Below are 25,328 nucleotides of genomic sequence, written 5' to 3' on the forward strand. Positions count from 1 at the left end.
CTCAGTCGTCGATAGCCGAGATGTCGAGAGAGAGTCCGTCCCGGGCGAACCGTACTTCTCCGTCGTAGACCGCTTTGATCGAGTCGAGCATCTCCTCGTGTCGACCCTCCGTATGCGGGTAGAGGTGGGTCAGATAGACGCGGCCGATCTCGGCGTCGGCGTCCGCGAGTGCTCGGCCGAGCGTCGTCGGCGTCGGGTGATTCGAAACGTCCACCTCGTCGGGAAACGAACAGTCGTGGATCAGCACCGCCGCGCCGTCTCCGAACTCGATCAACTCCTCGAAGGCTTCGCTGTCGCCGCTGAAGACGACCGGGGGACCGTCCCCCCGCTCGAAGCGGTAGGCCAGACACTCCATCGAGTGCCGCGTCTCCATCGCCGTGATCTCGAAGCCGGCGATCTCGTACGGCCCGCCACCGGGGGTGAGTTCTTCGATCCGTAGGTCGAGTCGATCCTGCATGTACTCGTGGGTGTCGAGCGTCCCCTCGATCAACTCCTCGGTCCCTCCGGGGCCGTAGATCGTCAGCGACTCCTCGCCAGCGAGCCAGCGTGCCTTCATCAACACCGGGATGTCCGAGACGTGATCGAGGTGGTGGTGGGTCAAAAGCAGCGTGTCCGCGCCTTCGTATCCGACCTCCGTCCTCGCGAGTCCGTGGAGGACGCCGCTCCCACAGTCGACGAGCAGCGGCTGCTCGCCCTCGAACAGCAGTCCCGTCTGGAACCGCTCGCCCGTCGGCATCGCGCTTCCGGTCCCGAGAAAACGTACCTGCATACCCCTCGGTTCGAGGGGATCGGTGAAAACAGTCGGTGGTCTTGGTCACGACAACCGAATCCCAGACCCTCGTCAGCGTCCGGTCAGTCTTCGTCCTCGAACATCCCGGTGGTCATGTACCGTTCGCCGGAGTCCCAGTAGACCGTCAACACGAGCGGATCTTCGGTCTGTCCGCGGAGTCGTCGAGCGACGCGTTTGGCCGCGACGTTCGAGGCCCCAGAGGACTGGCCGACGAAGATGCCCTCCGAGCGGGCGAGACGGCGACACTCCCGCTCGGCGGTCTCGATATCGACGGTCTCGACGCCGTCGAGTAGATCCTGATCGAGGTTGTCGCTGACGAACCCGGGACCCATCCCCTGGAAGTCGTCGTCGCCGGGTTCCTCGCCGGAGAGGACGGCGTTTTCCTCGGGTTCGACCGCGACGACCTCCATCTCGGGGAACTCCTCGCGGAGGCGGCGGCCGATGCCCGAGATTGTCCCGCCGGTTCCGACCCCGGCAACCAGCGCATCGGGCTCGCGGCCGTCGAGTTGGTCGAGAATCTCCGGGCCGGTCGTCCGGTAGTGTGCCTCGGGGTTCGCGCCGTTCTCGAACTGGTACATCTGGACGTGGCCGTCCCGGTCGGTCAGTTCGTCGGCGCGGTCGCGGGCGTCGCTGATCGATCCCTCGACGAGTTCGAGGTCCGCGCCGTATGCGCGCATGATCTGGCGGCGCTCCTCGGACTGCGAGGCCGGCATCACCAGCACGACGTCATAGCCCTTCGCCGCGCCGACCATCGCCAGTCCGATGCCGGTGTTGCCGCTCGTTGGTTCGACGATGGTGTCGCCGGGTTCGAGATCGCCCGCCCGCTCCGCCGCCTCGACCATCGACAGCGCCGGCCGGTCCTTCGCCGACCCGCCGGGATTGAACGACTCGATTTTCGCCGCGACCGTGGTCCCATCGGGGCTGTCGACCTCGACTAACGGGCTCCCGATGGTCGCCAGAATGCTTTCGTCCATGCTCGGCCCTACACGCTCGGCCCTTGTAACTCCCGCCGGCACCGGCAGGCGGTGCCCGGATCTCGGCTCCCTGGGGCGCATACTATAAGTTACCGGCTATCAAACGGCTACTAATGCCTCTGGAGACCCTAGAACCCAATCCAGCGTGGGTCGCCGACGCCTACGCCGATACGATCGACGAACTCGAAGCGCACAACGAGGAGATCACCTACAAGATCTGGTGCGGCGACTGGTGTAAAGACTGCCGGGCAACGTTGCCGGATTTCGGCGCCGCGCTCGAGGAGGCAAACGTGCCGAGCAGCCGGGTCATCGAGCACCCCCTCGACGAGGACAAGCAGGGCGAGGGCGTCGAGGAGTACGGAATCGAACGTATTCCCACGGTCGTCGCCGAGCGCGACGGCGAGGAGATTGCCCGCTTCGTCGAGGACGAAGGCCTCCCTATTGCGGTCTATTTCGCTGAACGGTTCCGCGAACAGCTGTCGGACTGATTACAACATCCGCTGACCCCACCGCAGTGCGCGGGCGAGTTCGTTCCGCGGCGGCGAGCAGGTCCGCGCTCGGCAGGCGTAGACGGTCGGTTCATCGTCTTTCTGGTCCCGATCCGCCCAGATCGGTGGCGCGCCGTCGAGCCCGAGTCGCTCCAGCCACGACTGCAGCCCCTCCTCGTCGGCGGGTCGCCAGGCGAGGATGCCGTCCGGCAGGTACCACTCCCGCAGTTCCGTCCGGTACTCTTCGGGGATCTCGTCGGCGACTAGGGCCAACTCCAGCGAGCCCTCGATGACCGTATCGGCCGCCAGCGTCAGCGACGCGTGTTGTAGCGGGTCTGACTCGATGCGGCTCCCCTGCCGGTCGACGACCGTCTCGGCGATCTCCGCGAACGAGCCGTCGGTCTGGAAGTGCGAGAGCTGTTCGAGCAGTTCCGCCGCGACGCCCATGCTCGACGGCGTCGACTGGTCGGTCGGCTCCTGCGGCCGGGCGATGAGCGATTCGCCGTCCTGCGGCGTGAAATACAGCGTCTCCTCCTCGTCGTCCCAGAACTCCCGTTCGATCGCTCGGGCGAGATCAACTGCGAAGGCGAGATACTCGACCTCACCGGTCGCCTGGTAGAGGTCGAACGCTCCCCGGCCCAGGAAGGCGTAGTCTTCGAGATAGCCGTCGATCTTGACGACGCCGTCCTTGTACCGCCGCGAGAGCCGCTTCTCGTCCTCGTCCCACAGGTGCGTCTCGAGGAACTCGACCGCCTCCGCCGCCGGGTCGGCGTAGGACTCCTCGAGGACGATCGCCGCCTCGGCGAACGCCGAAATCGCGAGCCCGTTCCAGCCAGCGAGGATCTTCTCGTCACGCGGCGGCCGCGGCTGCTCGGCCCTGGCGGTGAAGACCTGCTCGTGTCCGCGTTCGAGCGCCTCCTCGATCTCGTCGACATCCGCGTCGTGACGGGTCGCGAGCGTCTCCGGCGACGCGGTTCGGGTGAGGACGGTCCTGCCCTCGAAGTTGCCGCCCTCGGTGATCCCGTATCGCTCGCAGAACAGTTCGGCATCGAACTCGTCGTCGACGACCTCCTCGACCTCCTGAGGCGTCCAGACGTAGAATGCACCCTCCTCACGCTCGCCCGACTCGCCTTCGCTCTGTGCGTCGAGCGTGCTGAAGAAGGCCCCCTCGTCGTGGGTCATCTCCCGCTGGATGAACTCCAGTGTCTCCTCGACGACCTCGGCGTAGCGCTCGTTCTCCGTGACCTGGTAGCCGGCCAGATACGCCCGCGGCAGTTCGGCGTTGTCGTACAGCATCTTCTCGAAGTGCGGGACCGTCCAGTCGCGGTCGGTGGCGTAACGGTGGAAGCCGCCGCCGACGTGGTCGTACATTCCGCCGTCGGCCATCGCGTCCAGCGTCTCGGTTGCGACCTCACGGTAGACCTCGCGGTCGGTCTCCTCGTAGGCGCGGAGCAGGAGATGCAGCCGACCGGTCTGTGGGAACTTCGGTCCCGACCCCCAGCCGCCGTACTCCCGGTCGGCCCCCCGGACGGCGGCCTGTGCCGCCGTCGAGAGCACGTTCTCCTCGGGCGTCCCGGCCCCGCCGGGGGTCCCTTCGAGTTCGTCGACCGCGAGGTCGGCCCACTTCTCGGCCCGGGATTCGATCTCCTCGCGGCCCTCCTCGCTGTTCCAGGCGTCGCTGATCTGCCCCAGGATGTCGAGAAAACCCGGCGTTCTCCGCTTCTGCTCTTTCGGGAAGTAGGTCCCGACCTGGAAGGGCTTCTGGTCGGGCGTGAGCCAGACCGACAGCGGCCAGCCGCCGCGGCCGGTGACCCGCTGGCAGATCGTCTGGTAGATGCTGTCGACATCTGGTCGTTCCTCGCGGTCGACCTTGATCGGGACGAACTCCTCGTTGAGCAGTTCGGCGACCTCCTCGTCCTCGAAGCTCTCCTCGGCCATCACGTGACACCAGTGACAGGCGGCGTAGCCGACCGACAGAAAGATCGGCTTGTCCTGCTCTCTAGCGGCTTCGAGGGCCTGCTCGTCCCACGGCTGCCAGTTGACTGGGTTGTCGGCGTGATCCTGTAGATACGGACTCTCCTCCTCGTCGAGGCGGTTCCGGCTCACTGGGGCTGTCATACCTGATGGTTGTCGCCCGGGAAGGTAAAGCGGCCGGTCCTACAGATCCTCGTCGGCGTCGGGAACCACCGCCGAGACGAGCGCGGACTCCACCCGACGGAGATGCTGGCCGACGACGCTTTTCGAGCACCCGAGTTTGTCGGCGATCTCCTGGTGGGTGGCCTCCCGCGGGATCTGGTAGTACCCCTCCTCGACGGCCGCCTGGAGCACTTCCTGCTGGCGGTCGGTCAGTTCCCGGAACAACTGCTGAGAGCCGGGATCGTGTCGATGGACGTGGTTGATGTGCACGTCGGCGACCTCGCGGGTCTGTTCGATCCGGTCGCGGAGTTCGTTGCGCGGCCCCGTCTCGACCATCTCGATGGTCGAGGGATCCTGACTGACGTAGTCGATCGGAAACTCGACCGAGACGCCGAAGGATCGGTGAACGTCCAACAACTGTTCGAGGCCCTCGTCGGGGTACATCCACAGCTGTGCGACCAGCGGGTCGCTGTCCTCCGTGATCGAATACTCGATGATCTTCTCCGGCGCGGCATCGAGACACTCCCGCAACGTGTCCGCGTCGCCGTCAATCTCGTAGACCATCACGACCGAACCGTCCTCGACGAACTCCATCGAACGGATCGATTCGAGATAGATGCCGGCGTCCCAGAGCACCGTTTCGCCCCTGTCGAAATACCCCTGTTCTGGCGTGATTCGGTATGATACTTCCCACATGGTTCGTATCCCGGTGTCGGTGGATCTCACCGTTCGGTGACTGTTCTGCAAACCGTGCACCCGGTATCAGTTTTACATTGTTGTCCATTATAAAGATGCGGCTATTACAACGAGAACGTATTGGTGAGTTACAGACGGTGTGTTAGCTGTTCCATGGTTTCGAACCGGACAGGGGGTGATTCGACTGGACGACGGTGAGCACTCAGACATCGTATCCGGTGTCTGTCCGTCACCGACGGTGCACTTTCTCCACCCGTGACCGGCACCGACCATCCCCCCATCACTGCCGGTCACATCTTCGTGCGGTTTTCGCACGTCCCGGCGAATCGATTCTGACGCCTCGTGGTCCCCCGTGTCCTCGAAACCTGTCCGCGCTCAGTAGTGGACACTCTCTCCGCGCGCGCCCTTGGCGGCTTCGTGGACGGCCTCCGAGAGCGTCGGGTGCACGTGGATTGTCGCGGCCACGTCCTCCAGCGTCGCGCCGAGTTCGATCGCGAGACCGAGTTCGGCGATCAGTTCGGAGGCCTCGGGCGCGACAATCTGCGCGCCGAGCAGGAACTCGGTCTCCGCGTCGGCGACGACCTTGACGAAGCCGTCGCGGTCGTTCAGCGTCAGCGCGCGCCCCGAGGCGCGTAGCGGCATCTTTCCGACGGCGGGGTCGAACCCCGCCTGCTCGGCCTCGGCTTCAGTCATCCCGACGCTCCCGATTTCGGGATCGGTGAAGACGGCCGCGGGAATCGCCTGATAATCGAGTGCCGCCGGCTCGCCGGCGATCACCTCCGCCGCGACCTCGCCCTCCCTGAACGCCTTGTGTGCCAGCATCGGTTCGCCGGCCACGTCACCGACGGCGAAGATGTGCTCTTTGTTCGTCCGTGCGCGGTCGTCGGTGTCGATCCGGCCGTCTACGGTCTCGACTCCCGCGGCGTCGAGATTCAGCGTGTCCGTCACGGGCCGGCGGCCGACGGCGACCAGACACTTCTCGCAGTCGAAGGCGCCGTCCTCGCCGTCCTCGGCGTCGGTGTGGACGGTGATGCCGTCCTCGTGTTCCGCCCAGTCGGCCGCGGCGTGGCCGAACTCGAAATCGACGCCCAGCGACTCCGCCCGCTCGCGGACGACCTCCGTCACCTCCTCACCGTACGCGGGCAGACACTCCTCCAGTTGCTCGACGATTGTCACGTCACAGCCGAGTTTCTGGAAGACGGTGGCCAACTCCATACCGATGTAACCGCCGCCGACGACGACCATCTCCTCCGGCACGTTCTCAAGCGCCAGCGCGTCCCGCGAGGAGAGGACGTACTCGCCGTCGAACTCGAAGTTCGGAATCTGGATCGGTCGACTGCCGGTCGCGACGACGGCGTGCTCGAACTCGATGGACTCCGCGCCCTGGCCCTCGCCTTCCTGGACGATCCGGGCGCTGTTCTCGCCGGCAAACTCCGCGCGGCCCTCGATCAGCGTCGCGCCGGCCCGCTCACAGAGCGATTCGACGCCCTTCGTGAGCCGGGTCACGAGCCGATCCTTCCAGGAGACCATCCCCTGCATGTCGACCGCGGGGTCGGCGTAGACGCCCATCCGCTCGGCGCTGTCGGCCTCGTGGGCGACGTCCGTCGCCGAGATGAACGCCTTCGACGGGATACAGCCGTAGTTGAGGCAGGTGCCGCCGTAGCTGTCCATCTCGACCAGCGTCACGTCTAAATCGAGCTGTCCGGCCCGGATCGCGGCCACGTAGCCGCCGGGACCGCCGCCGATTACCAGTACGTCGGTGCCAGTGGTCACGTCTCCTACTACCATGTCTCTGTCTCCGTGTGTTCGGTGTCGTCGGTCATCTTACTCTAACAGCAAAAGCGTCGGGTTTTCGAGATACTCGATTACGGTGTTGGTGAACTGTGCGGCCTCCGCGCCGTCGATCACGCGGTGGTCGATCGACAGCGACAGCGGGAGCGTCTCGCGTGCGACGACCTCGCCGTTTTCCGCGACCGGACGCTGCTCGATAGCACCCAGACCGAGGATTCCCGTCTCCGGGTGGTTGATGATCGGCGTGGCGTACTCGCCGCCGATGGCCCCGAAGTTCGTCACGGTGAACGTGCCGCCGCGCATCTCCGCGGGGGCAATCTCGCGGTTACGTGCCTTCTCGGCCAGTTCGTTCACCTCCGAGGCCAGATCGAGCAGCCCCTTCTGGTCGACGTTCTCGACGACGGGCACCATCAGCCCCGCGTCCGTCGCGACGGCGATGCCGACGTTGTAGTACTCCTTATAGAGGATCTCCTCGGCCTCCTCGTCGAGTTCCGTGTTCATGATCGGGTACTCCTTCAGCCCCGCGACCAGTGCCTTCAGAACGAAGGGCATGTAGGTGAGGCTGATCCCCCGATCCTCGGCCCGGGGTTTCAGTTCCGCGCGGGCCTCGACGAGGTCGTCGACCGTCGCCGTGTCGTGGTGGGTCGCGTGGGGAATCGTCTGCGACGAGGTCTGCATCTGGGTGCCGATCGTCCGGCGAATCCCGCGGTACGGCTCCGTCGAGACCGGCCTGTCGCCGGTCCCCGCGGCGGTCGACTCCGCGGTCACCTCGCTCTCGGCTGTCGTCTCCGCCGGCCGACCCTCGGCAGACGCCTCCGCCGACTCGACCGACGCCCCGACCTCGGCGCTCTCCCGTGCCTCGACGTACCGCTCGATATCTTCCGGTTCGACGAAGGCTTCGCCGTCCCGTTCCTTCTCGGTCGGCACCTCGTCGATGTCGACCTCGTGTTCGCGAGCGACCTTCCGCGTCGCCGGGACAGCCAGTGTCCGCTCCCGATCCGCCGCGTCGGCGGATGCGCTCTCTCCGTTCGTCCGGCGACCGGTCGCAGACCTGCGCTCGGTGTCGCTCCGTCGTTTCACCGCGGACTTGCGCTGTCCGTCGCCGCTGCTCGTACGCTCTCGCCCCGTCGTCTCTTCGCCGTCGGATCGCTCCGTCGTCCCCTCGTCGTCGCCCTCGGCGGCCGCGCGCACGTCGGCTTCTGTGATCCGTCCGCTCGGTCCCGAGCCGTCGACCGCGGTGATCTCGACGCCGAGTTCGCGGGCCAACCGCCGGACGTTCGGCGGCGCGAACACCCGACCGTCGGCGACCGACGGCTCTTCCGAACCCGCCGCCTCCGTCGCCGTCTCGCCGCCCGATCCCGCTTCCGGTTCCCCGCTCGCGTCCGCCGTCCCCTCGGCGTCGTCCGTCCCGCCGTCCACGTCGATGGTCACGACGACGCTCCTGACCGGGACGACATCGCCTTCCTCGGCGTGTAGCTCCTGGATCGTCCCGGCGACCGGGGAGGGGAGATCGACGACGGCCTTGTCGGTCTCGATCTCCGCGAGCACCTCGTCCTCGTCGACGTGATCGCCCACCGAGACGTGCCAGGCGACGATCTCGCCCTCCGCGACCCCCTCGCCGACATCGGGGAGTTCGTACTCGAAGGCCATGTCTCAGAACTCCACCGTCTCCCTGATGCCGTCTTTGATTCGCGCCGGCTCCGGCATATAGTAGTCCTCGACGGAGTACAGCGGGAAGGGCACGTCGAAGCCGGTGACGCGGCTGATCGGTGCCTCCTGGTAGAGGAGCACGTCCTCCTGGATCGTCGCGATGATCTCTCCCGCCAGCCCGCCGGTCTTCGGTGCCTCGTGGACGACGACGCCCCTGCCGGTCTTCGTGAACGACTCCTTGATCGCCTCCTCGTCCAGCGGCGAGAGCGTCCGGAGGTCGATCACCTCGCAGTCGATTCCCTCCTCCGCGAGGTCTTCCGCGGCCTCCATCGTCGGACGGGTCATCGCACCCCAGGTGTAGACGGAGACGTCCGACCCTTCCCGGCGGACGGCGGCCTCGCCGAGTTCGACGGTGTAGCTCTCCTCGGGCACGTCCTCGCGGAACGCCCGGTAGATGAGCTTCGGTTCGAGGAAGATCACCGGATCGGGATCCCGGATCGCCGCCGTCAACAGCCCCTTGGTGTCGTAGGGGGTCGAGGGGACGACGACCTTCAGCCCGGGCTGGTGGACGAAAAACGCCTCCGTCGACTCCGAGTGGTGCTCCGGCGCGCGGATCCCGCCGCCGTAGGGCGCTCGGACCACCATCGGACACGAGAACCGCCCGTTCGAGCGCGTCCGCAGGCGGGCGGCGTGGCTGACGATCTGGTCGAAGGCGGGGTAGATGAACCCCATGAACTGGATCTCCGGGACGGGCCGCATCCCGTAGGCGGCCATCCCGACCGCCGTCCCGACGATTCCCGACTCCGCCAGCGGCGTGTCGACCACCCGATCGGGAAACTCCTCGATCAGTCCCTGCGTGGCGCGGAAAACGCCGCCGTTCTCGCCGACGTCCTCCCCCATGACGATCACGTCGTCGTCCCGCTCCATTTCGACGTACAGTGCGTCTCGGACCGCCTGTACCAGGGTCAAACTCTGTGTCTGGCTCTGCTGTTGGCTCATTGCTGTAGTGCCTCCTCGCCGTGTCTGTTCCGGAGTCTGTCGAGATACGCGCGCTGTTCTTCGAGTCGCCGTGGCATGTCCGCGTAGACGTGCTCGAACATCGACTCGGGGTCCGGCCGTTCGGCCTCCTCGGCCCGGTCGATCGCCTCGGCGACCTCCGTCTCGATTGCCGATTCGATCTCCGAGATCCGATCGTCGTCGAGCAGTCCGCGGTCACGGAGGAACCGCTCCATCCGCGGAATCGGGTCCTTCTCGCGCCACCGCTCGACCTCCGCCTCGTCGCGGTAGACGGAGGGGTCGTCGGCTGTCGTGTGCGCGCCGAACCGGTACTGGACGGCTTCGATCATCGTCGGCCGCGTCGCCCGACCGATCTCCTCGTCGGCCTCGCCCGGATTCTTGGCCTTCGACAGGGCCTCTTCGGTGACCTTGTAGACAGCCAGCGGGTCCATGCCGTCGACCTGCACCCCCTCGAAGCCGTAGGCGTGGGCCTTCTGTGCCAGCGTCGCGCTCGCGGACTGCCGCTCGCGCGGGACCGAAATCGCCCACTGGTTGTTGTTGCAGAAGAACACCGCCGGCACGTCGAAGACGCCGGCGAAGTTCATGCCCTCGTGGAAATCCCCCTCTGAGGTCGCCCCGTCCCCGAAGTAACAGAGGAAGGCCCGGTCCTCGTCGCGGATCTTTCCGGCCCACGCGGCCCCGGTCGCGTGCGGTACCTGCGTCGCGATCGGGACCGCGCCCGTGAACATGTTGACATCCGAGGGCGGTGCCTTGTGATCCTCGCTGCCCATCCAGTACAGCAGGATCTGATCGAGCGGCCAGCCCCGCGCGTAGCCGACGGCGTGTTCGCGGTAACTCGGGAACACCCAGTCGCTCTCGTCGAGGGCGAGGGCGCTGCCGACCTGCGCGGCCTCCTGGCCCGACATCGGCGGATAGGTCCCCATCCGACCCTGCCGTTGCAGGCTCACGGCTCGCTTGTCGAAGTGTCTGCCCAACTTCATGATGCGGTACATCTCGATCAGTGTCTCGTCGTCGACATCCGGCACCGTCTCCCCCTCTCTGACGGTCCCGTCGGTGTCGAGGATCTGTACCCGGTCGTCCGGATCACGCTGTAAGACGCTCACGAGAAAATCCACCTCACGAGTAGCATAACTGAGTGTTCTGGTGCCTGTGGCTTATTGTTTTCGCGGATGCGACCCGAAATTACCCGCCTTCTTCCGTGCTTGTCCGATTCGGAGTTCCCCCTGTCGGGCCGAAATCAGCGTCCTCAGACCCGCCGCACCAGATGGTCTCGGACCGCGCGCTGACACTCCCGACAGGTCTCTTCGAGGCGGCCGGCCGTCGACAACACCGGATACTCGACGGGGAAGTCCTCGTACAGTTGCGGAATGATGTGCTCGTGGCGAACCCCGGTTTCGACGGCCTTGCTGGTCGTCTCCCGCAGGAACGCCTGTCTGTCCGCGGCGAGACGGTCACACTGCTCGCGGTACTCCGCCAGTCGTTCGTGACGCCGCTGGAGGGTCTCGAAGTCCAGTTCCGACAGCGGTGTCCGGTCGGCCTCGGTGATCCAGTCGGTGATCTCCTCGACTGTCTCGGCGGCCTCGTCCAGTCTCGCCGCCTCGCTGTCCAGCGTCCGTCGCATGACCTCGATCTCTGTGGTTCGGCTCTCGGCCTCCGAGAGGATCGCTCGCTTGAGTCCGGGCGACAGCGGGGTGTTCGCCCCCGGAGCCAGCGCCGCGGCGACCGACTCGGTCAACTCCGCGCTGATCGTCTCCAGAAGCGGTTCGGACTCCCCCTCCGCGACGCTGTGCGGCCGGATCGTCTCCGCGAACGCCTCTCGAACCTCTGCGCACCCCTCGGTCGTCGAGTTGCCGCTGCGGACCTGCGTCGCCGCTGTCACCCCCTGTGCCCCCGTCATTACCTCCGCGCTCGCGGTCGTCGAGTCCGGTGAGATCCCCTCGACGCGTTCGATGAACTGCTCGACACCGGATGCCTTCTGTGCGAGCGCGTCCTGTTCGGCTGTCACTCTCTGCTGTGCGTCGTCGATGTGTGTCGTAATCATGGCTGAATCGGTGCGCTTGCGAGTCCGTCTGTGATCCCGTCCTCCCCGAACACGAAGGTCACCTCCCATCCGTCGTCGGTCGGTTCGACCTGCGTCTCCGTCGGCGCTCGGTCGAGGCCCCGACCGAAGCAGTCGACGATGACCGGCAGCACCGGCAGCCGCTCCCCTCGCGGCGAGAGCGCGTATCCCGACAGTTCGACGACGATCCGTCTGGTCCGGTTCTCGGCGCTGACCGCCCACGGCGACCGGCTCACGTCCTCGACCAGCCCGCAGGTCCGCAGGTCGGCACAGGCGGCGGCGACGGGCTGATCGGCGACCGCCTGCGTGTCGAGTTCGCTCGCCGCCCGCGCGAGTATCGCCGCCTGTTTCGTCGGCGACAGGTGCTGGGCGAGTTCCTCCGCCGTGCTTTCGAGCAGACAGAGACACAGGTCGTCCGGATCGGAGACACTCTCCGCAAGCTCGAAGTAACAGTCCATGACGGCGCCTTCGAGTTCCCGATAGCCGCTTTTCGACAGCGCCTCGAAGACCGCACCGGCGATCCGGTGGCAGAACTCGATCAGTCGCTGGTCGGTGCCGGACGCCGCTCCGGTGACGACTGGTTCCGTGGCCGTCCAGCCGCTTTGCTCCGTACAGCGGTGGTCGCGGTCCGACCGGCCCTGCTCCTGACAGACGATGATATCGTAGTACGGGAGGTCGTCGTCGTACTGCCGGAGATGCTGGCGGTATCTGGCCGTCGCGCGTGCGGCCGCTCGCGCGGTCGCTCGGCTCTCGAAGCGCAGCCCCGTAGACGGCACCGGACGGTCGCCGTAGCGCGCGCAGACGAGGTAGTACTCGCCCCCCTCGCTCGCGAGCGCCTCGATGTACTCGCGCACGTCTTCGAGCGTTGCTCTGCTCATCGTCTGACCGTCATCGGCTCTCGGGCGCTGATGAACGACTCTGTGCTCTTCTCCGATGCGAAAGCGATCCCCTCCGCGGTCTCCGGCCGTCGCCACGCGGGCAGTTCCGGGATGTCGTACGCCGAGGGCTCCCGAGTCGCCGCGATGGCCCACCGCCGGGCGTGCATCGTCGACCCCGGCCGCTCCGACGGCTGGTCGCGATCTGACGTCTCGCTGTCCGACCGCCGTTCGCGCATCTCAGATCTCCCCCGCGACAATCTCTGCGACTCGATCACGGTCGAACAGCCGCTCCCCTTCCGGCATCTCCGGGTACGGTTCGCCGTGCGTGTAGCCCGGCCACTCCCCGAACTGCTCGGGATAGAGCTGTTTGGCCGTCATTTCGAGCTGGAAGAGGTTCATCAGCGGGCCCTGAACCGGGTGGGCGGAGGGGTAGACGCGGCCGTTCTCGACGGCGGACAACTCGCTCGCGACCGGGTGCTCCGCGAGTTGCTCGGTGATCGAGCCGACGTCGTAGTAGGAGGCGATCCCGTACTGGTGGAGGATCACGTCGGGATCGATCTCCAGCATCGTCTCGTAGTCGTAGGAGCTCTCGTAGGTCACGTCGTCGCCCGCGAAGGCGTCTTCGGCGCCGAGCGGCCGGACGTGTGCGTTGCTGAACCCCGGCGTGTCGATCCGGGACGGATAGAAGGTATCGTTCATGAAGATGACCGCGCCGACCGTCGGCCGTTCGCTCTCCGGCGGGCGTTCGGATTCGATCTGCCGGACCATCTCCTGGCGGATCGACGCCAACTCCTCGTAGCGATCACTGGCCCGGAACACCGTCGCGACTCGCTCCGCAATCTCCCAGAGCGTGTAGTACTCGTACGCCTGCCGACAGCCGTCCGGCGGCTCGCTATGAGATCTGCTGTATACGTTGCCGAACCAGGGGGCGATGTTCTCGCGGATCTCCGTGATGTCCGACTCGTCCCAGCCGTCGAACGAGCGAACCAGACACGGATCGACGAGGTGGAGATCGGAGTCGAGCTCGTAGAACAGCTCCTCGTCGACGGAGATGTTTCCGGAGCCGGTGTTGAGTTGGGTGAGGTCGTCCTGCTCGAAGGATACGCCGTCCAACCGGTCGTAGTACGCCGAGAGCGTGTTTCCGCCCGAAGCGGCGTCGAATCCGAGCGAGTTGACGGCGTCGCCGTGGCCGTACGCCACCGCCATGTCGGCGTACAGCAGGCTGTACACCATCACGTCGCTCGGCACCTCCTCGAACGACAGTTCGCCGACGGGTACCATCGACACCGAGTACTCGCCCTCCCCGGCGGTCGAGTCCCCGCTCTCGCTGACCGTACAGCCGGCGAGGACGCCGCCGGCCGCGATCATTCCGCTGTACTTCAACGCCTCTCTCCGCGTCGCATGCTCTGTCATCTCTCGTTGTTTTAGGCTACCCTAAAAAACTAATAACCGTTTCGGTCTTTAGGTCGACCAAAAAGTCAGTCCGTCGGTAGCTCGACGCCGCCCGGACGGTCGGCCTGCGGCGGATCGGCCTCGTCGTGGCGCGGTCTGAGCGGTTCGATACGGGGGCCGCGCTCGGTCCGCTCGACGCGGGCGTCGACCTCGAAGACGTTCGCGAGTAACTCCTCGGTAATCACCGCCTGTGGCTCTCCGCTGGCCCGGATCTCGCCGTCTTTGAGCGCGACGATCCGGTCGGCGATCCGGGCCGCCTGCTGGATGTCGTGCAACACGACGACGATAGTCACCTCGCTTTCCGACCGGAGGGTCTCGATGATCTCCATCACTTCGAGCTGGTGATGCAGGTCCAGAAACGTCGTCGGCTCGTCCAACAGCAACACGTCGGTGTCCTGTGCGAGCACCATCGCGATCCAGGCGAGCTGTCGCTGCCCGCCGCTGAGACTGCCGAGTTCCCGGTCGCGCAGGTGCCCACAGCCTGCCAGTTCGATGGCCCGGTCGACGTGCTCCCGATCCGTCTCGGTGATCGTCTCGAAGAACCCGCGGTGTGGATATCGCCCGTGATAGACGAGCTGTTCGACGGTGATCCCGTCCGGTGACGTGCTCTCCTGTGAGAGCAGTCCCAGGCGCTTGGCCAGCGCCTTCGACCCCATCTCGCTGACCGCTTCGCCGTCGACCAGCACCGTCCCCTCGTCGGGCGAGAGCTGATCTGCTAACCCCTTCAGGAGCGTACTCTTTCCGGAGCCGTTCGGCCCGACCAGCGCCGTCACCGCACCGGGTTCGGCGGTGACCGTCTCGCCGTCGATCACCGGCTCGTCCGCGTAGCTCAGGACGAGGTCTTCGCCTGTCAGTTCGCTCGCCGTCCGCTCGCGTGTCTCCTCTGTCATCAGATCTCACCGATGTTCTCCTGTCTGCGCATCAGATAGAGGAAGTACGGCCCCCCGATCAGTCCCGTGACGATTCCGACGGGAACCTGCACGCCGCTGCCGGTTAGCAGGCCCATCCCCAGCCGCGCTCCCACGTCCGCGACGACCATCAGCGCCGGTCCGACGAACAGACAGCCGACTATCAACTTCTTGTAATCGGTTCCGACGAGGCTGCGGACGAGATGCGGGACGATCAGCCCGACGAAACTGACGATACCGGCCACGGCGATGCTCGCCGCCGCCGCCAGCACCGCGACGCTGGCTAACCCGAACCTGACCCGCTCGACGGACACCCCGAGCGACCGCGCCGTCTGCTCGCCGAGCAGGAGGACGTTCAACTGCCGCGCGCCGGCCATGGCCAATCCCATGGCGAGAATCGACCACGGCAGGACGATCCGCACCTGCTCCCAGTCCGCGCCGGTCAGCGAGCCGTTGGTCCAGGCGACCGCCGACTGGACGACTCCGACGTTGTCCGCGAAAAAGAACAGCGAGGTCTGTAGGCTGGTGAAAATCGTGCTGACGATCACGCCCGCGAGCACCAGCCGAACCGGCGAGGTACCGTTCTTCCACGCGATGGCGTAGACGATCAGAAACGCCGTAATTCCGCCGACCGCCGCCAGCAGCGGCAACAGCGCCGACACCGAGACGACCACGCTGATCGACGCGAACGCCAGCGGGCCGGTCCCGACCACGGCCAGCAGCCCGAAACCGAGTACGGCCGCCGCCGTCAGCCCCGCGGCGCCGACCACCGCGGACCTGGTAGCCGACCTGACGGCGTACAGCCAACTCGCCGGGATACCGACGACCGCGGCGACGGTGAGCGCGGCCGTGAGTACGCCGCCCGCGGACAGCGACAGCGCCGGAACGAGCAGCGGCAGTCCGAGCGACACTCCCGAGAGGACAACGAGCGTCAGCAGAATCGCCAGCCCGGCACCCGAGGAGACACCGAGAATGAACGGGCTGGCGAGTTCGTTGCGCGTCACCGCCTGGAAGATGGCTCCGGAGACCGCGAGATTCATGCCAACGAACACCGCGACGATCACCCGCGGCAGCCGGATGTTCCAGATCACCAGACTCTCCGTGCTCACCTCGGGCATCTCGGTCCCGAACAGGAACGACTGCCAGGCCGCGGGATCGAACAGCACCTCCCGATTGAACATCGCGTACCACGCCTCGACGTAACTCATCGAGTACGACCCGTGGCTGATCTGGACCATCCCGCCGACGAAGACGACGACGACGCTCGCACCCGCCACCGAAAGCAGGGCCGGGTCGAACAGCCAGCCGAACCGGCTTCTCGGCCCCGAACTCACCGTCTGCCCGCCCGTCGAGGACTCGTTGCTCATGATTCACCCGCGGCGTTTTCGCCCGTGACCCCGAGATACTCCCGAATCCGTTCGTCGTCGATTGCTTCGAGCACTCGCTGCTCTCCGAGGGCGGAGACGAGCGCCCCGAGGCCGGTCTCTGCTCGCGCGGTGATCTCCTCTCGTCCGATGTACGACGCCCGCGCTCGTTCGACCACGGACGCGCGGACCTGCTCGTAGCGCTCGCTATCCGGGTCGACCGGCGCTTCCGCTCCGTAGCGGTCGTCGAACCACTCGATCCACCGCCGTCGGTCCCGCCACTCCGCGTCGAGCTCGGCGTCCCGGCGCACCCAGTCGGGCCGTCCGGCGACGCACTCCCAGTAGCCGTCGGCGCGTTCGGCGTCGGCGATCACCCGGTGAGCGACCCGAGCGCCGCGTCCGGCGGCCATGATCGCCTGGGTGTCCGCCGCCGCCGACGGCGAGGCGACGTACAACCCCTCGACTGGCGTTCGACCGTCCTCGTCGGCGTACTCTCTGTCGAAGCGCTCGTACTCCTCCTCGCCGTACCGCTTCGTCTCGAAAAGCGCCTCCTCGTCGTCCAGTCCGCGGAGATACCCGGCGTCGTACCGCGTCGCCGCGACGACCCGCCGGGCCGTGACGGGTGCTCTCTCCTGTGGCGTCACGACGAACCCGCCCCCGTCGCCCCGCTCGACGCGTTCGACGAGATCCGGGGTGATCTCACAGCCTGCGGTCCGAGCGTGGTCGTGAATCTGCTCGTAGAAGGACTCGATATCGATGCCGGCCGGAAACCCGAGATAGTTTTCGAGGTGGGCACACTGTCGCAGCGAAGAGCGCCCGCGGTCGAAGATCACGGTATCCAGCCCCGCACGTGCGGTGAAGAGGCCAGCGGAACAGCCCGCTGGCCCCCCGCCGACGACGAGTACCTCGCAGTCGTAGTCCGTCCCCTCGGATGCTCGCCCGCTCATAGCTGACTACTGTGACTCCCGAATACACGCGATCTGGCGGTCCGAACTGTCCCTGGTCCGCGTGCTCGCCGGTGGGACTGCTTGTCCATGTTTTTCGGTCCACCTAAACAATTAAGTCTGTTTCGGATTTTAGGAGCGCCTAAAATACCGGCGTGAACGACAGTTCTGACCGGCCGCACGAACTCCGGTCAGCGCGGGGATACTGCGCGGAGAAGCGTCGTCGGCGTTAATTCTGTTCCCAGTCGACGCCTCCGCCCTCTGCGGGGTTACGCCAACTCCGCCTGCACGTCGATCCAGGCACTGACCAGTTTATCGCGGCCGACCCGGTACGCCAGCGCGAGGACGACGACGCCGAGGGCACCGATCCACAGCGCCATCGCCGTCTCGCCGCTGTTCAGAAACCGGTAGCTTCGGTACTCGAACAGCGTCCCGAGGCCCGCGAGCACCGTCGTCGCGACGCCGTACAGGACCATCATGCTCAGTTCGACGAGCGCCTCGAAGAGACCGTCTCGCATAGTCGATGCGAACCCGCCGATTATTATAACCTTTTTGTTAGGTGGGCGGCCGACTACTCCCGGCTACGCACTCGCTGTCTGGCGGTCTCCTCGTCCTCGCCGCGGAGAACCGACTCGACGAACAGCTCTCCCGCGCGGTAGGACGACCGAACCATCGGCCCGCTGGCACAGTACAGAAAGTCCAACTCCTCCTCGGCGATTCGCCGGTAGGTGTCGAAGGCGTCGGGGTGGACGAACTCGCTGACCTCCAGGTGCGACCGCGAGGGCTGGAGATACTGGCCGAAGGTGACGATATCGACGCCGACGCTTCGCAGGTCCCGCATCGTCTGGTACACCTCGTGGTGGTACTCCCCGACGCCGAGCATCAGGCTGGTCTTCGTGTAGGCGTCGCTCTCCCTGGCGGCCTGTTCGAGCACCGACAGCGACTGCTCGTAACCCGCCCGTCGGTCCCGAACCGGCCACTGCAGTCGCTCGACGGTCTCGACGTTGTGTGCGATCACGTCCGGTTCGGCGTCGATGATCTTCCCGACCAGTTCCTCCTCGCCGCTGAAGTCGGGGATGAGACACTCGACGAGAATGTCCGAGTCCCGCCGCTTGATCTCGCGGATCGTCCGGGCGAAATGGCCCGCTCCCTGGTCGGGCAGGTCGTCCCGGTCGACGGAGGTCAACACGACGTAATCCAGCCCGATTTCGGTCACCGCCGAGGCGACGTTTTCGGGTTCGTCCTCATCGAGCGGTTCCATCCCGCCGGTCTCGACGTCACAGAAGTTACAGCCCCGCGAACACCGGTCGCCCATCAGCATGAACGTCGCGGTTCCCGCGCCGTCGGATCCGGACCAGCACTCGCCCATGTTCGGGCAGGAGGCCTCCTCACAGACCGTGTGCAGGTCGTGATCGCGGAGAATGCCCTTGATCTCGGTGAATCGCTCACCCGACGGTGGCCGCATCTTCAGCCACTCGGGTTTGCGTGAACGACTCATTGGCTAACTCTACGGCGCTGTCGACAAAAATGTGCGGCTCTCACCAGTACGGCGTCCGCGTCCAGAACCGCCAAGGCCGACCGACCGCGATGAAAGCGACGATCGCGCCGACGAACACGAGCAGCGTCACGATCGCCGGCGCGGAGAACTCGGTCGAGCCGATGAACAACTGATTGTTCGTCACCAGACTGGCCAGGATACCGCCGAGACCGACGGCGATCAACAGCACCGCCGCGCCGCCGAGTGCCCGCATCTTGCTCATGTCCGATACTGTGGATGGGGGATACAAAAGGACAAGGGAATCCGGCGGCTACCCCAGCACATGACGACTGTCGTCGTGCTCGCCGACCCGCCCGTGCCAGCGTGTGTCCCGTCACTGCTCCCCGACAGCCACTCCGCCGAGCGGGAGGTCGCCCTGTACCGCGCGATGCTCGCCGACGTCTGCGCGACGATCCAACACGGCGAGGCAGAACTGCTGGTCAACTACCCCGATCCCGAAACGGTTCCCGACGGTGTCGACCCCGAGACGGCGATCCGGGACCTCCTCGACGCCGAACTGACCGACCCCGACGCCGTCCGCTACGAGGTGCAGGCCGGCTCCGACGAAGCCAGCAAGATTGGCAACGCGCTGACGCACCTGCTCGAATCCGAGGAGCGACCGACCGTCGCCTTCGCCCGTCCGACCGCGCTCTTTCTGCGCCGCGAACACATCGGCGCGACGGCGATGCAACTGCGGACCAGCGACGTCGTCGTCGGTCCGTCGACCGAGGGCCGCGTCTCCTTTGCGGCGTTCGCGGAGTCGATCGATTTCGCGGACTGCCTCGCCACGCCGGCCGTCGAGACGCTCGTCGAACGCGCCGACGCGGCCGGTCTCGACGCTTCGTTCCTCCCGGTGACGCCGCTGTGGCAACGGCCCGACGACCGCCAGACAGCCGTCTCCCTGCTCCGCGCTCGCCTGCGCGCCGGGGCGCTGGTCCCGGACCGGACGGCCGAACTGATCGCCGACTGGGATCTGCCCGCCGGCCCGGACGACGGCTGAACCGCCACTCACCGGGCAGCCGACACAACGGAAGGAATTTTACCGAGGGCGATATACCCCGGAATGAGGTGGGGTGGCAGAGCGGCCTATTGCGCCTGCCTTGAGAGCAGGTGTCCGAGAGGACTCCTGGGTTCAAATCCCAGCCCCACCGCTTGTGAGTGAGCGGACGCGAACGAACAGCGGTAAGGCCGGTATTTGGAGTAGACGAGTCACAGCCCGCGCAGCCGAGCGAAGCGAGGCGAGCAGGACTGCCTCGGCGTGGTTCAGATCCCAGCCCCACCGTCGCACGCGGCTTTTCGTCTGACCGTCGGATATCCGCGACGGCTACCTTCCGACCCGATCCCGAATGTTCGCCACCAGCGACTCGAAGTTGTTCATATCCTCGACCTCCTCGATTTCGTCGCCGACGCCGAACGATCCCGGCTCGTCGACCCGGGCACAGATTCCGCCCTTCCCGTTCGCCAGCGCCCGCAACAGCCCGTCCTGGCCGGTAACTCGCTCCAGATACCGACAGGGCGGCCGCGCTCGTGTCCCCTCAAGGCGCGCGTCACCGAGCGTGAAGCGGTGGTTCAACAGATCGTGTACGTCGCCGCCGCGGACGACGACGTTTCGTCGGTGTTGACCGTCCAGCACGTCCAGTTCGGAGCGTTCACTGATCGCCGCCAGCGCCTCGGCCTGGACGAACGTGATCTGACAGACGTCGTACGGCGAGTAGTGGCCCCGTCCCGTGCAGTACCGATCACCGGCCAACCCGCCGTCGACGGCCCGGATCGAGTCGTGGGACTGCATCGGCTCACCGGCGCCGTCCGCGGTGTAGATCGCTTCGACACGCATACCCGCTGTACGCGCTGCTCGCTGATGTGGGTTGGCACGTCCGGCCCTCGATGTGGGTCGGTGGCTGCTCGCTGGGTCCGTACGTATCGGTATATACCGCTCAGAGCGCCCGGATACGGCTATTATAAGCCTTCATTATCGGAGGCGAAAGTTGCAGAGCCAACGATGATCCCTGGTCGTGATTTTGGGTTCATGGACAGCTATCGACTACGATTTGCACTTGCACTCTCGGTGATCTTTCTGATAACGCTCGGTGGCGGCGCGGCGATCTACCTGACAGTCGACGACCAACTCACTACGGAGACAGAACAGCGACTCGTCTCGACGGCCGAGGACAAGTCCCATCAGACGGCGGTCTGGTTCGAGCGGACGGACCAACTGCTCCGGTCTTCGGTCCGCTCGTCGGCGATCAGCCGGAACGAGACCGCGTTTCGCATCTGGGACCAACTGACGAGAGTCTCAAACCGAAAGGCGATTTCGAGCACGCATCTCGTCGATCTGAACACCGGTGAGTCTGTCGTCACGGCCGGAGAAACCTCCGGAGAGGGGACCAACGGAACACTGCCACGGGATGCCCAGTCTCGAATCAGCGGTCTGACCGCCCCGGACGGCGCCGAGGTCCGCTACTCGGAGCCACTGGTTCTCGACGGCCAACCGGCGATGCTCGCCGTCCGGGAGACCCCGGGGCCCGACGAGCGCGCGCTGGTCGCCGTCATCCAGCTCCGGCGGCTCTCGAACCAACTGTTCAGTTCGGCCTACGAGGAGACGGCGACGACCGTAAGCGTCGTCAACGCCAGCGGGATCACGGTCCTATCGAGTGACACCGAGGAGATTCTCCAGCGCGACCAAACGTGGGACAAGGATGGCTACAGCGGGGCTGGGTTCGAGGCGAACGCGGGCGGCGGCGAGTTCGCGGTCGGTCACGCAGGCTTCGAGAGCCGCGACTGGGTCGTGACGAACCGCGTGCCCACCGCACAGGCGTTTTCCTTGCGGAGTGCCGTCCGGACCCGGCTCGCGGTCCTGTTCGCGGTGTTGCTGGTCGGGTTGGCCGGGTTCGGCCTCACGGTCGGTCGGACGACGATTCGATCCGTCCGCTCGCTCGCGGCCAGCGCCCAGCAACTCAGCGGCGGGGACCTGGAGACCGAAATCGAGAGCGACCGCTCGGACGAGTTCGGGACGGTGTTCGAGTCACTCGAACAACTCCGACGCTCGCTCAAATCCAAGATCGAGGCCGTCGAGAACGAACGCGACCGGGCACAGGAGGCCAAGACGACCGCCGAAGAAGCCCAACGTGAGGCCGAACGCGAGCGCGAGCGCATCGAGACGATGCACGACCGTCTGGCCGAGAACGCCCGGTCCTACAGCGCCGTCATGGCCAGTGCCGCCGAGGGTGATCTCACCCAGCGGATGGACCCCGACAGCCAGAACCCGGCGATGGCCGAGATAGCCGAGTCGTTCAACGAGATGATGACGGATCTCGAAGCGACGTTCGGCGAGATCCAGCGGTTCGCGGACGCCGTCGACGCGTCGAGTGCGGAGGCGGCGTCCGGAGCCGAGGAGATCCGCCTGACCAGCGAGACCGTGGGTTCGTCGATCCAGCGGATCGCGACGCAGGCGGACGACCAGCGTGACTCACTCGAAACGCTCTCGACGGAGATGAGCCACCACGCCGACGCGACGAGCGAGGCCGCCGCCACCGCCGAGACGGTTGCGGAACTCTCGGCGGACGCCGCAACGACCGCCGAAAACGGGGAACGAACCGCGCGGCAGTCGACGACGGAGATGGAACAGGTCCAGGACTCCATGGCGGCCGCCGTCGAGAACGTCCAGCGACTCGCCGACCGGATGGACGAGATCGACGAGATCGTCGCGCTGATCCGGGAGATCGCGAGCGAGACGAACATGCTCGCGCTGAACGCCAACATCGAGGCGGCCCGCCCCGACGCCGACGGCGACGGGTTCGCGGTCGTCGCCGACGAGGTCAAACAACTGGCCGAGAAGACTCACTCCTCGGCGACGGACGTCGCGGAGTTGATCGAGGAGGTCCAGCAGACGACCGACGAGACCGTCGCGGAGATCAGGACCGCGGACGACCGCGTCGAGCGGACAACCGCGGCCGTCGACGAGACTGTCGAGGCGTTTGCGAGCGTCCTCGAAGCGATCGAGCGGACCGACGACAGAGTCCGGGAGATCGACGATCTCATGGCCTCGCAGGCGTCTCGAAGCGAGGAGATCGACGAGATCGTCGCACGGATCGAACAGCAGAGCCGATCGACAGCCAGCGACGCAGACGAGGTCTCGGCCGCCGCTCAGGAGCAGACTGCCGCGGTCTCGCAGGTCGACGCCAGTATCGACACGCTCCGGTCCCGTGCGGAACGACTCCAGCAGACGCTCGAAACCTTCGAAACCAGGGCCGAACCGGATCCCTCACCCCAGTCGGCGCCCCCGCTGTCCCCCGACTGACCTCGCCCGTGGCCGCGCCCGGGCCGCCCCCATCCCCCGGTCCGTATATCGTACACGGCTTTTAAAAATGTGGCCAAACAACACCGACACAATTAGCCTGCCTGCGGTTACATCGTATGGTTTTATTTCTCCGGGCTTGTGACACCGTGGTGTATGAGAGCAGTTCAGGTCACGGAGTTCGGTGATAGAGACGTGCTCGAAGTCAACGAGGTCGAGACGCCGGAGCCCGGCGAGGGCGAGGTCCGGATCGAGGTCAAGGCGGCGGGTATCAACTTCGCGGACATCATGCAGCGACGGGGCCACTACCAGGGCGGTCCGGAGCCGCCGTACACCCCCGGACTCGAAGTCGCGGGCGTCGTCGACGCGGTCGGTGAGGGCGTCGGCCGCGAGGTCGGTGACGAGGTCGTGACGATGGTCGACGGCGCTGGCGGCTACGCCGAGTACGCAATCGCCGACGCGATGGGGCTGTTCGACATTCCGGAGGGATTGAGCTTCGAGGCTGCCGCCGGATTCCCGGTGCAGTATCTCACCGCGCAGAACTGTCTCCACGAGTGGGGTGGGCTCGAAGCGGGTGAGTCGGTGCTCATTCACGCCGCTGCCGGCGGCGTCGGAACCGCCGCCGTCCAGATCGCTCGGGAGGCCGGCGCGGAGATCTTCGGCACGGCCTCGACCCAGGAGAAACTCGACAAGGCGGCCGCCCTCGGCGCCGATTACACGATCAACTACGAGGAGGAGGACTTCGTCGAGGTCGTCAGGGAGAACACCGACTACGGCGTCGATCTCGTCCTCGACGGCGTCGGCGGAGAGACGACACAGCGCTCGCTCGACGCGCTCAAGGAGTTCGGCCGGATGGTCGTCTACGGAGCGGCCAGCGGCACCCCCGGGCGGCCCTCGACCGACGACATCCTCTTCGGCAACCAGAAAGTGATCGGCTACCACCTGGGCCGCGGCCTCCAGCGCAAGCCGATGAAGGTGCTCGCGTCGGTCGACGACCTATCGCAGATGCTCGCAGAGGGGAAACTCGAAGTCCAGTTCGACCGCGCGTTCGATCTCGAAGACGTCGCCGACGCTCACGAGTACGTCGAGAGTCGCCAGTCGATGGGAAAAGTCGTCATCACGCCCTGACAGCCGCTTTTCGCGGGCTCACTCGGCGTCGCCGTCGAGGCGTCGTGAGAGGAGATAGCCCGCACCGCCGATGGTCGACAGCGCGGTCGCCACCCCGAAGCCCGGACCGGAGCCGTCGGAACTCTCCGAACCGTCGGTGTCGTTCGATGCCGAGTTATTCCCGTCCATTCCATCGCTGTCGGTGCTGTTTTCGCTGTCAGAGCCATCCTCGCCGTCGGAGCCGTCCTGACTGCTGTTCGGATCGAAGCCGACAGCGCCTCTGTCGTAGCTGGCGGTGACCCGGACGGTCCGCCCGTCTCGGGTGATCTCCGAGCGGAGTTCGTCGGTCACCATCTGGCTAATCCGGTCCGTGTCGATGCTCCCCTCGTCGGGGTAGCGGATGACGGTCGTCCCGTCGAACTCCGTCGCGTCGAGGTCGTATCTGAGCGTTCCGATGTAGCCCGACGCCCCCTCGATCGGTGAGTGATCGAGTTGCTCGGTGTATGCCCCGGTGTTGAGCGTCCCGTCGCTGGAGTGTCGGAGTATCACCTGCCCGGTGTGATCGACCGCCGTGAGGAGGTCCCGTAGCTGTGTCGAACTCTCGTATCGCGGTGAGCGGCTGCCGTCGCCGGTGTTTCTGATCGCCACGACCTGCTCGGTGCTCTGGGTGTCCCCTTGAAGCAGATAGCCGTCTCCCCAGGCGATCACGGCGGTGTTCGGATACTCGTAGACGCCGTCGTACTGCGTCTCGGTCGCGTCGCTGTCCTCGACGGCCTGTGCGATTGCGTCGGTGTCGAACGACCCGGTGTACACCGAGGTACGCCCGATGAGCGTGTGCCGCTCCGCCGGAACACCGGTGGGCTCGGCGTTCGTCGGATCACTCATAGAGGCGAGCGGGCCGAGCACCGGCTCTGCGAGACTCGTCACCCCAAGCGCCTGCCAGAGATTGAGCATGCTGGCCGTGTACACGAACGGTTCGAACTGCAGCGGCGGGTTCGTACTCGCGCTCACTTCGCCGAACTGTTCGACCTGTTCCGTGACGGTGTACGTCCCGATATCTATCTCCCCCGCGTTGTTCAACACGCTGTCCCCGTCCGGAATCCACTCCGCGTAGCCGGGAATCTCTCCTGTCTGTTGTGCGGCGCCGCGCTGCTGAGCGAGACCAGCCCCCATCACGCCGACTGCGACGGCGGACGAACGGAGAAACTGGCGACGGCTCTGATCGTTCATCTTCCCAGTCCAT

The 25,328-nt window shown here is 66.1% G+C and carries 24 protein-coding genes and 1 tRNA gene; 5 read left to right on the plus strand and 20 right to left on the minus strand.

Annotated features, from left to right (window positions below; translation table 11 throughout):
* Nucleotide 1: 1 nt before the first annotated feature.
* Both GRX03_RS09650 and GRX03_RS09655 read right to left on the minus strand, forming a co-directional pair.
* Nucleotides 2-769 (minus strand): MBL fold metallo-hydrolase, encoded by a 768-nt coding sequence (locus GRX03_RS09650; protein WP_159763992.1) that lies wholly within the window; start codon nt 767-769, stop codon nt 2-4.
* Nucleotides 770-852: 83 nt separating this feature from the next.
* A complete protein-coding gene (locus GRX03_RS09655; RefSeq protein WP_159763993.1) occupies nt 853-1,764 on the minus strand; it encodes a PLP-dependent cysteine synthase family protein in 912 nt (303 codons plus the stop codon).
* Nucleotides 1,765-1,877: 113 nt separating this feature from the next.
* Between GRX03_RS09655 and GRX03_RS09660 the strand changes: the two genes are divergently transcribed.
* A complete protein-coding gene (locus tag GRX03_RS09660) occupies nt 1,878-2,252 on the plus strand; it encodes a thioredoxin domain-containing protein (RefSeq protein WP_159763994.1) in 375 nt (124 codons plus the stop codon).
* Here GRX03_RS09660 and GRX03_RS09665 read toward each other — a convergent pair whose 3' ends face one another.
* The 16 genes from GRX03_RS09665 to GRX03_RS09740 form a co-directional block, all read right to left on the minus strand.
* Nucleotides 2,253-4,370, minus strand: a complete 2,118-nt coding sequence (locus tag GRX03_RS09665; RefSeq protein ID WP_159763995.1) for a thioredoxin domain-containing protein — start codon at nt 4,368-4,370, stop codon at nt 2,253-2,255.
* A 39-nt stretch (nt 4,371-4,409) separates the two neighbouring features.
* Nucleotides 4,410-5,084, minus strand: coding sequence for a helix-turn-helix domain-containing protein (locus GRX03_RS09670; RefSeq protein WP_159763996.1), 675 nt, complete (start codon nt 5,082-5,084; stop codon nt 4,410-4,412).
* A 375-nt stretch (nt 5,085-5,459) separates the two neighbouring features.
* On the minus strand, nt 5,460-6,872 hold the full coding sequence (gene lpdA / locus GRX03_RS09675; protein ID WP_159763997.1) for a dihydrolipoyl dehydrogenase: 1,413 nt from the start codon (nt 6,870-6,872) through the stop codon (nt 5,460-5,462).
* 36 nt (nt 6,873-6,908) lie between these two features.
* A complete protein-coding gene (locus GRX03_RS09680; protein WP_159763998.1) occupies nt 6,909-8,525 on the minus strand; it encodes a dihydrolipoamide acetyltransferase family protein in 1,617 nt (538 codons plus the stop codon).
* A 3-nt stretch (nt 8,526-8,528) separates the two neighbouring features.
* The gene (locus GRX03_RS09685) at nt 8,529-9,524 is read right to left on the minus strand and encodes an alpha-ketoacid dehydrogenase subunit beta (protein ID WP_159763999.1); all 996 of its coding nucleotides are present in this window, start codon (nt 9,522-9,524) and stop codon (nt 8,529-8,531) included.
* A complete protein-coding gene (pdhA, locus tag GRX03_RS09690) occupies nt 9,521-10,645 on the minus strand; it encodes a pyruvate dehydrogenase (acetyl-transferring) E1 component subunit alpha (protein ID WP_368278266.1) in 1,125 nt (374 codons plus the stop codon). The genes GRX03_RS09685 and pdhA overlap by 4 nt, the downstream gene beginning before the upstream one ends.
* A gap of 143 nt (nt 10,646-10,788) precedes the next feature.
* Complete coding sequence (locus GRX03_RS09695; protein ID WP_159764000.1) at nt 10,789-11,583, minus strand: DUF7260 family protein; 795 nt, start codon at nt 11,581-11,583, stop codon at nt 10,789-10,791.
* Nucleotides 11,580-12,479, minus strand: coding sequence for a DUF7551 domain-containing protein (locus tag GRX03_RS09700; protein ID WP_159764001.1), 900 nt, complete (start codon nt 12,477-12,479; stop codon nt 11,580-11,582). Before GRX03_RS09700 ends, GRX03_RS09695 begins: the two co-directional genes overlap by 4 nt.
* Complete coding sequence (locus GRX03_RS09705; protein ID WP_159764002.1) at nt 12,476-12,715, minus strand: hypothetical protein; 240 nt, start codon at nt 12,713-12,715, stop codon at nt 12,476-12,478. The genes GRX03_RS09700 and GRX03_RS09705 overlap by 4 nt, the downstream gene beginning before the upstream one ends.
* A 1-nt stretch (nt 12,716) precedes the next feature.
* Nucleotides 12,717-13,892, minus strand: a complete 1,176-nt coding sequence (locus GRX03_RS09710; RefSeq protein ID WP_159764003.1) for an ABC transporter substrate-binding protein — start codon at nt 13,890-13,892, stop codon at nt 12,717-12,719.
* A gap of 65 nt (nt 13,893-13,957) precedes the next feature.
* Entirely contained in the window at nt 13,958-14,821 is an 864-nt protein-coding gene (locus GRX03_RS09715) for an ABC transporter ATP-binding protein (RefSeq protein ID WP_159764004.1), read from the minus strand.
* Entirely contained in the window at nt 14,821-16,206 is a 1,386-nt protein-coding gene (locus GRX03_RS09720) for a FecCD family ABC transporter permease (protein WP_159764005.1), read from the minus strand. The genes GRX03_RS09715 and GRX03_RS09720 overlap by 1 nt, the downstream gene beginning before the upstream one ends.
* The gene (locus GRX03_RS09725) at nt 16,203-17,150 is read right to left on the minus strand and encodes an NAD(P)/FAD-dependent oxidoreductase (RefSeq protein WP_159764006.1); all 948 of its coding nucleotides are present in this window, start codon (nt 17,148-17,150) and stop codon (nt 16,203-16,205) included. The genes GRX03_RS09720 and GRX03_RS09725 overlap by 4 nt, the downstream gene beginning before the upstream one ends.
* 266 nt (nt 17,151-17,416) lie before the next feature.
* Nucleotides 17,417-17,665 (minus strand): hypothetical protein, encoded by a 249-nt coding sequence (locus GRX03_RS09730; protein WP_159764007.1) that lies wholly within the window; start codon nt 17,663-17,665, stop codon nt 17,417-17,419.
* A 53-nt stretch (nt 17,666-17,718) separates the two neighbouring features.
* The gene (lipA, locus tag GRX03_RS09735; RefSeq protein WP_159764008.1) at nt 17,719-18,645 is read right to left on the minus strand and encodes a lipoyl synthase; all 927 of its coding nucleotides are present in this window, start codon (nt 18,643-18,645) and stop codon (nt 17,719-17,721) included.
* A 40-nt stretch (nt 18,646-18,685) separates the two neighbouring features.
* Nucleotides 18,686-18,907, minus strand: coding sequence for a hypothetical protein (locus GRX03_RS09740; RefSeq protein WP_159764009.1), 222 nt, complete (start codon nt 18,905-18,907; stop codon nt 18,686-18,688).
* 60 nt (nt 18,908-18,967) lie between these two features.
* On the opposite strand from GRX03_RS09740, the gene GRX03_RS09745 reads away from it, so the two are divergent.
* Nucleotides 18,968-19,684 carry a hypothetical protein gene (locus tag GRX03_RS09745; RefSeq protein ID WP_159764010.1) on the plus strand — a complete coding sequence of 239 codons (717 nt, stop codon included), beginning with the start codon at nt 18,968-18,970 and terminating at the stop codon, nt 19,682-19,684.
* Between the two features lie 67 nt (nt 19,685-19,751).
* Nucleotides 19,752-19,835, plus strand: a tRNA-Ser gene (locus tag GRX03_RS09750).
* 173 nt (nt 19,836-20,008) lie between these two features.
* On the opposite strand, the gene GRX03_RS09755 is transcribed toward GRX03_RS09750, so the two are convergent.
* On the minus strand, nt 20,009-20,518 hold the full coding sequence (locus GRX03_RS09755; RefSeq protein ID WP_159764011.1) for an MOSC domain-containing protein: 510 nt from the start codon (nt 20,516-20,518) through the stop codon (nt 20,009-20,011).
* A 192-nt stretch (nt 20,519-20,710) separates the two neighbouring features.
* Here GRX03_RS09755 and GRX03_RS09760 point away from each other — a divergent pair, with 192 nt between their 5' ends.
* On the plus strand, nt 20,711-22,981 hold the full coding sequence (locus GRX03_RS09760) for a methyl-accepting chemotaxis protein (protein ID WP_159764012.1): 2,271 nt from the start codon (nt 20,711-20,713) through the stop codon (nt 22,979-22,981).
* Nucleotides 22,982-23,134: 153 nt separating this feature from the next.
* The gene (locus tag GRX03_RS09765) at nt 23,135-24,106 is read left to right on the plus strand and encodes a quinone oxidoreductase family protein (RefSeq protein WP_159764013.1); all 972 of its coding nucleotides are present in this window, start codon (nt 23,135-23,137) and stop codon (nt 24,104-24,106) included.
* A gap of 18 nt (nt 24,107-24,124) precedes the next feature.
* On the opposite strand, the gene GRX03_RS09770 is transcribed toward GRX03_RS09765, so the two are convergent.
* Nucleotides 24,125-25,315, minus strand: coding sequence for a twin-arginine translocation signal domain-containing protein (locus GRX03_RS09770; protein WP_159764014.1), 1,191 nt, complete (start codon nt 25,313-25,315; stop codon nt 24,125-24,127).
* Nucleotides 25,316-25,328: the final 13 nt, after the last annotated feature.

This window comes from Halovenus carboxidivorans (assembly GCF_009831575.1).
In the GTDB taxonomy this organism is placed as follows: Archaea; Halobacteriota; Halobacteria; order Halobacteriales; family Haloarculaceae; genus Halovenus; species Halovenus carboxidivorans.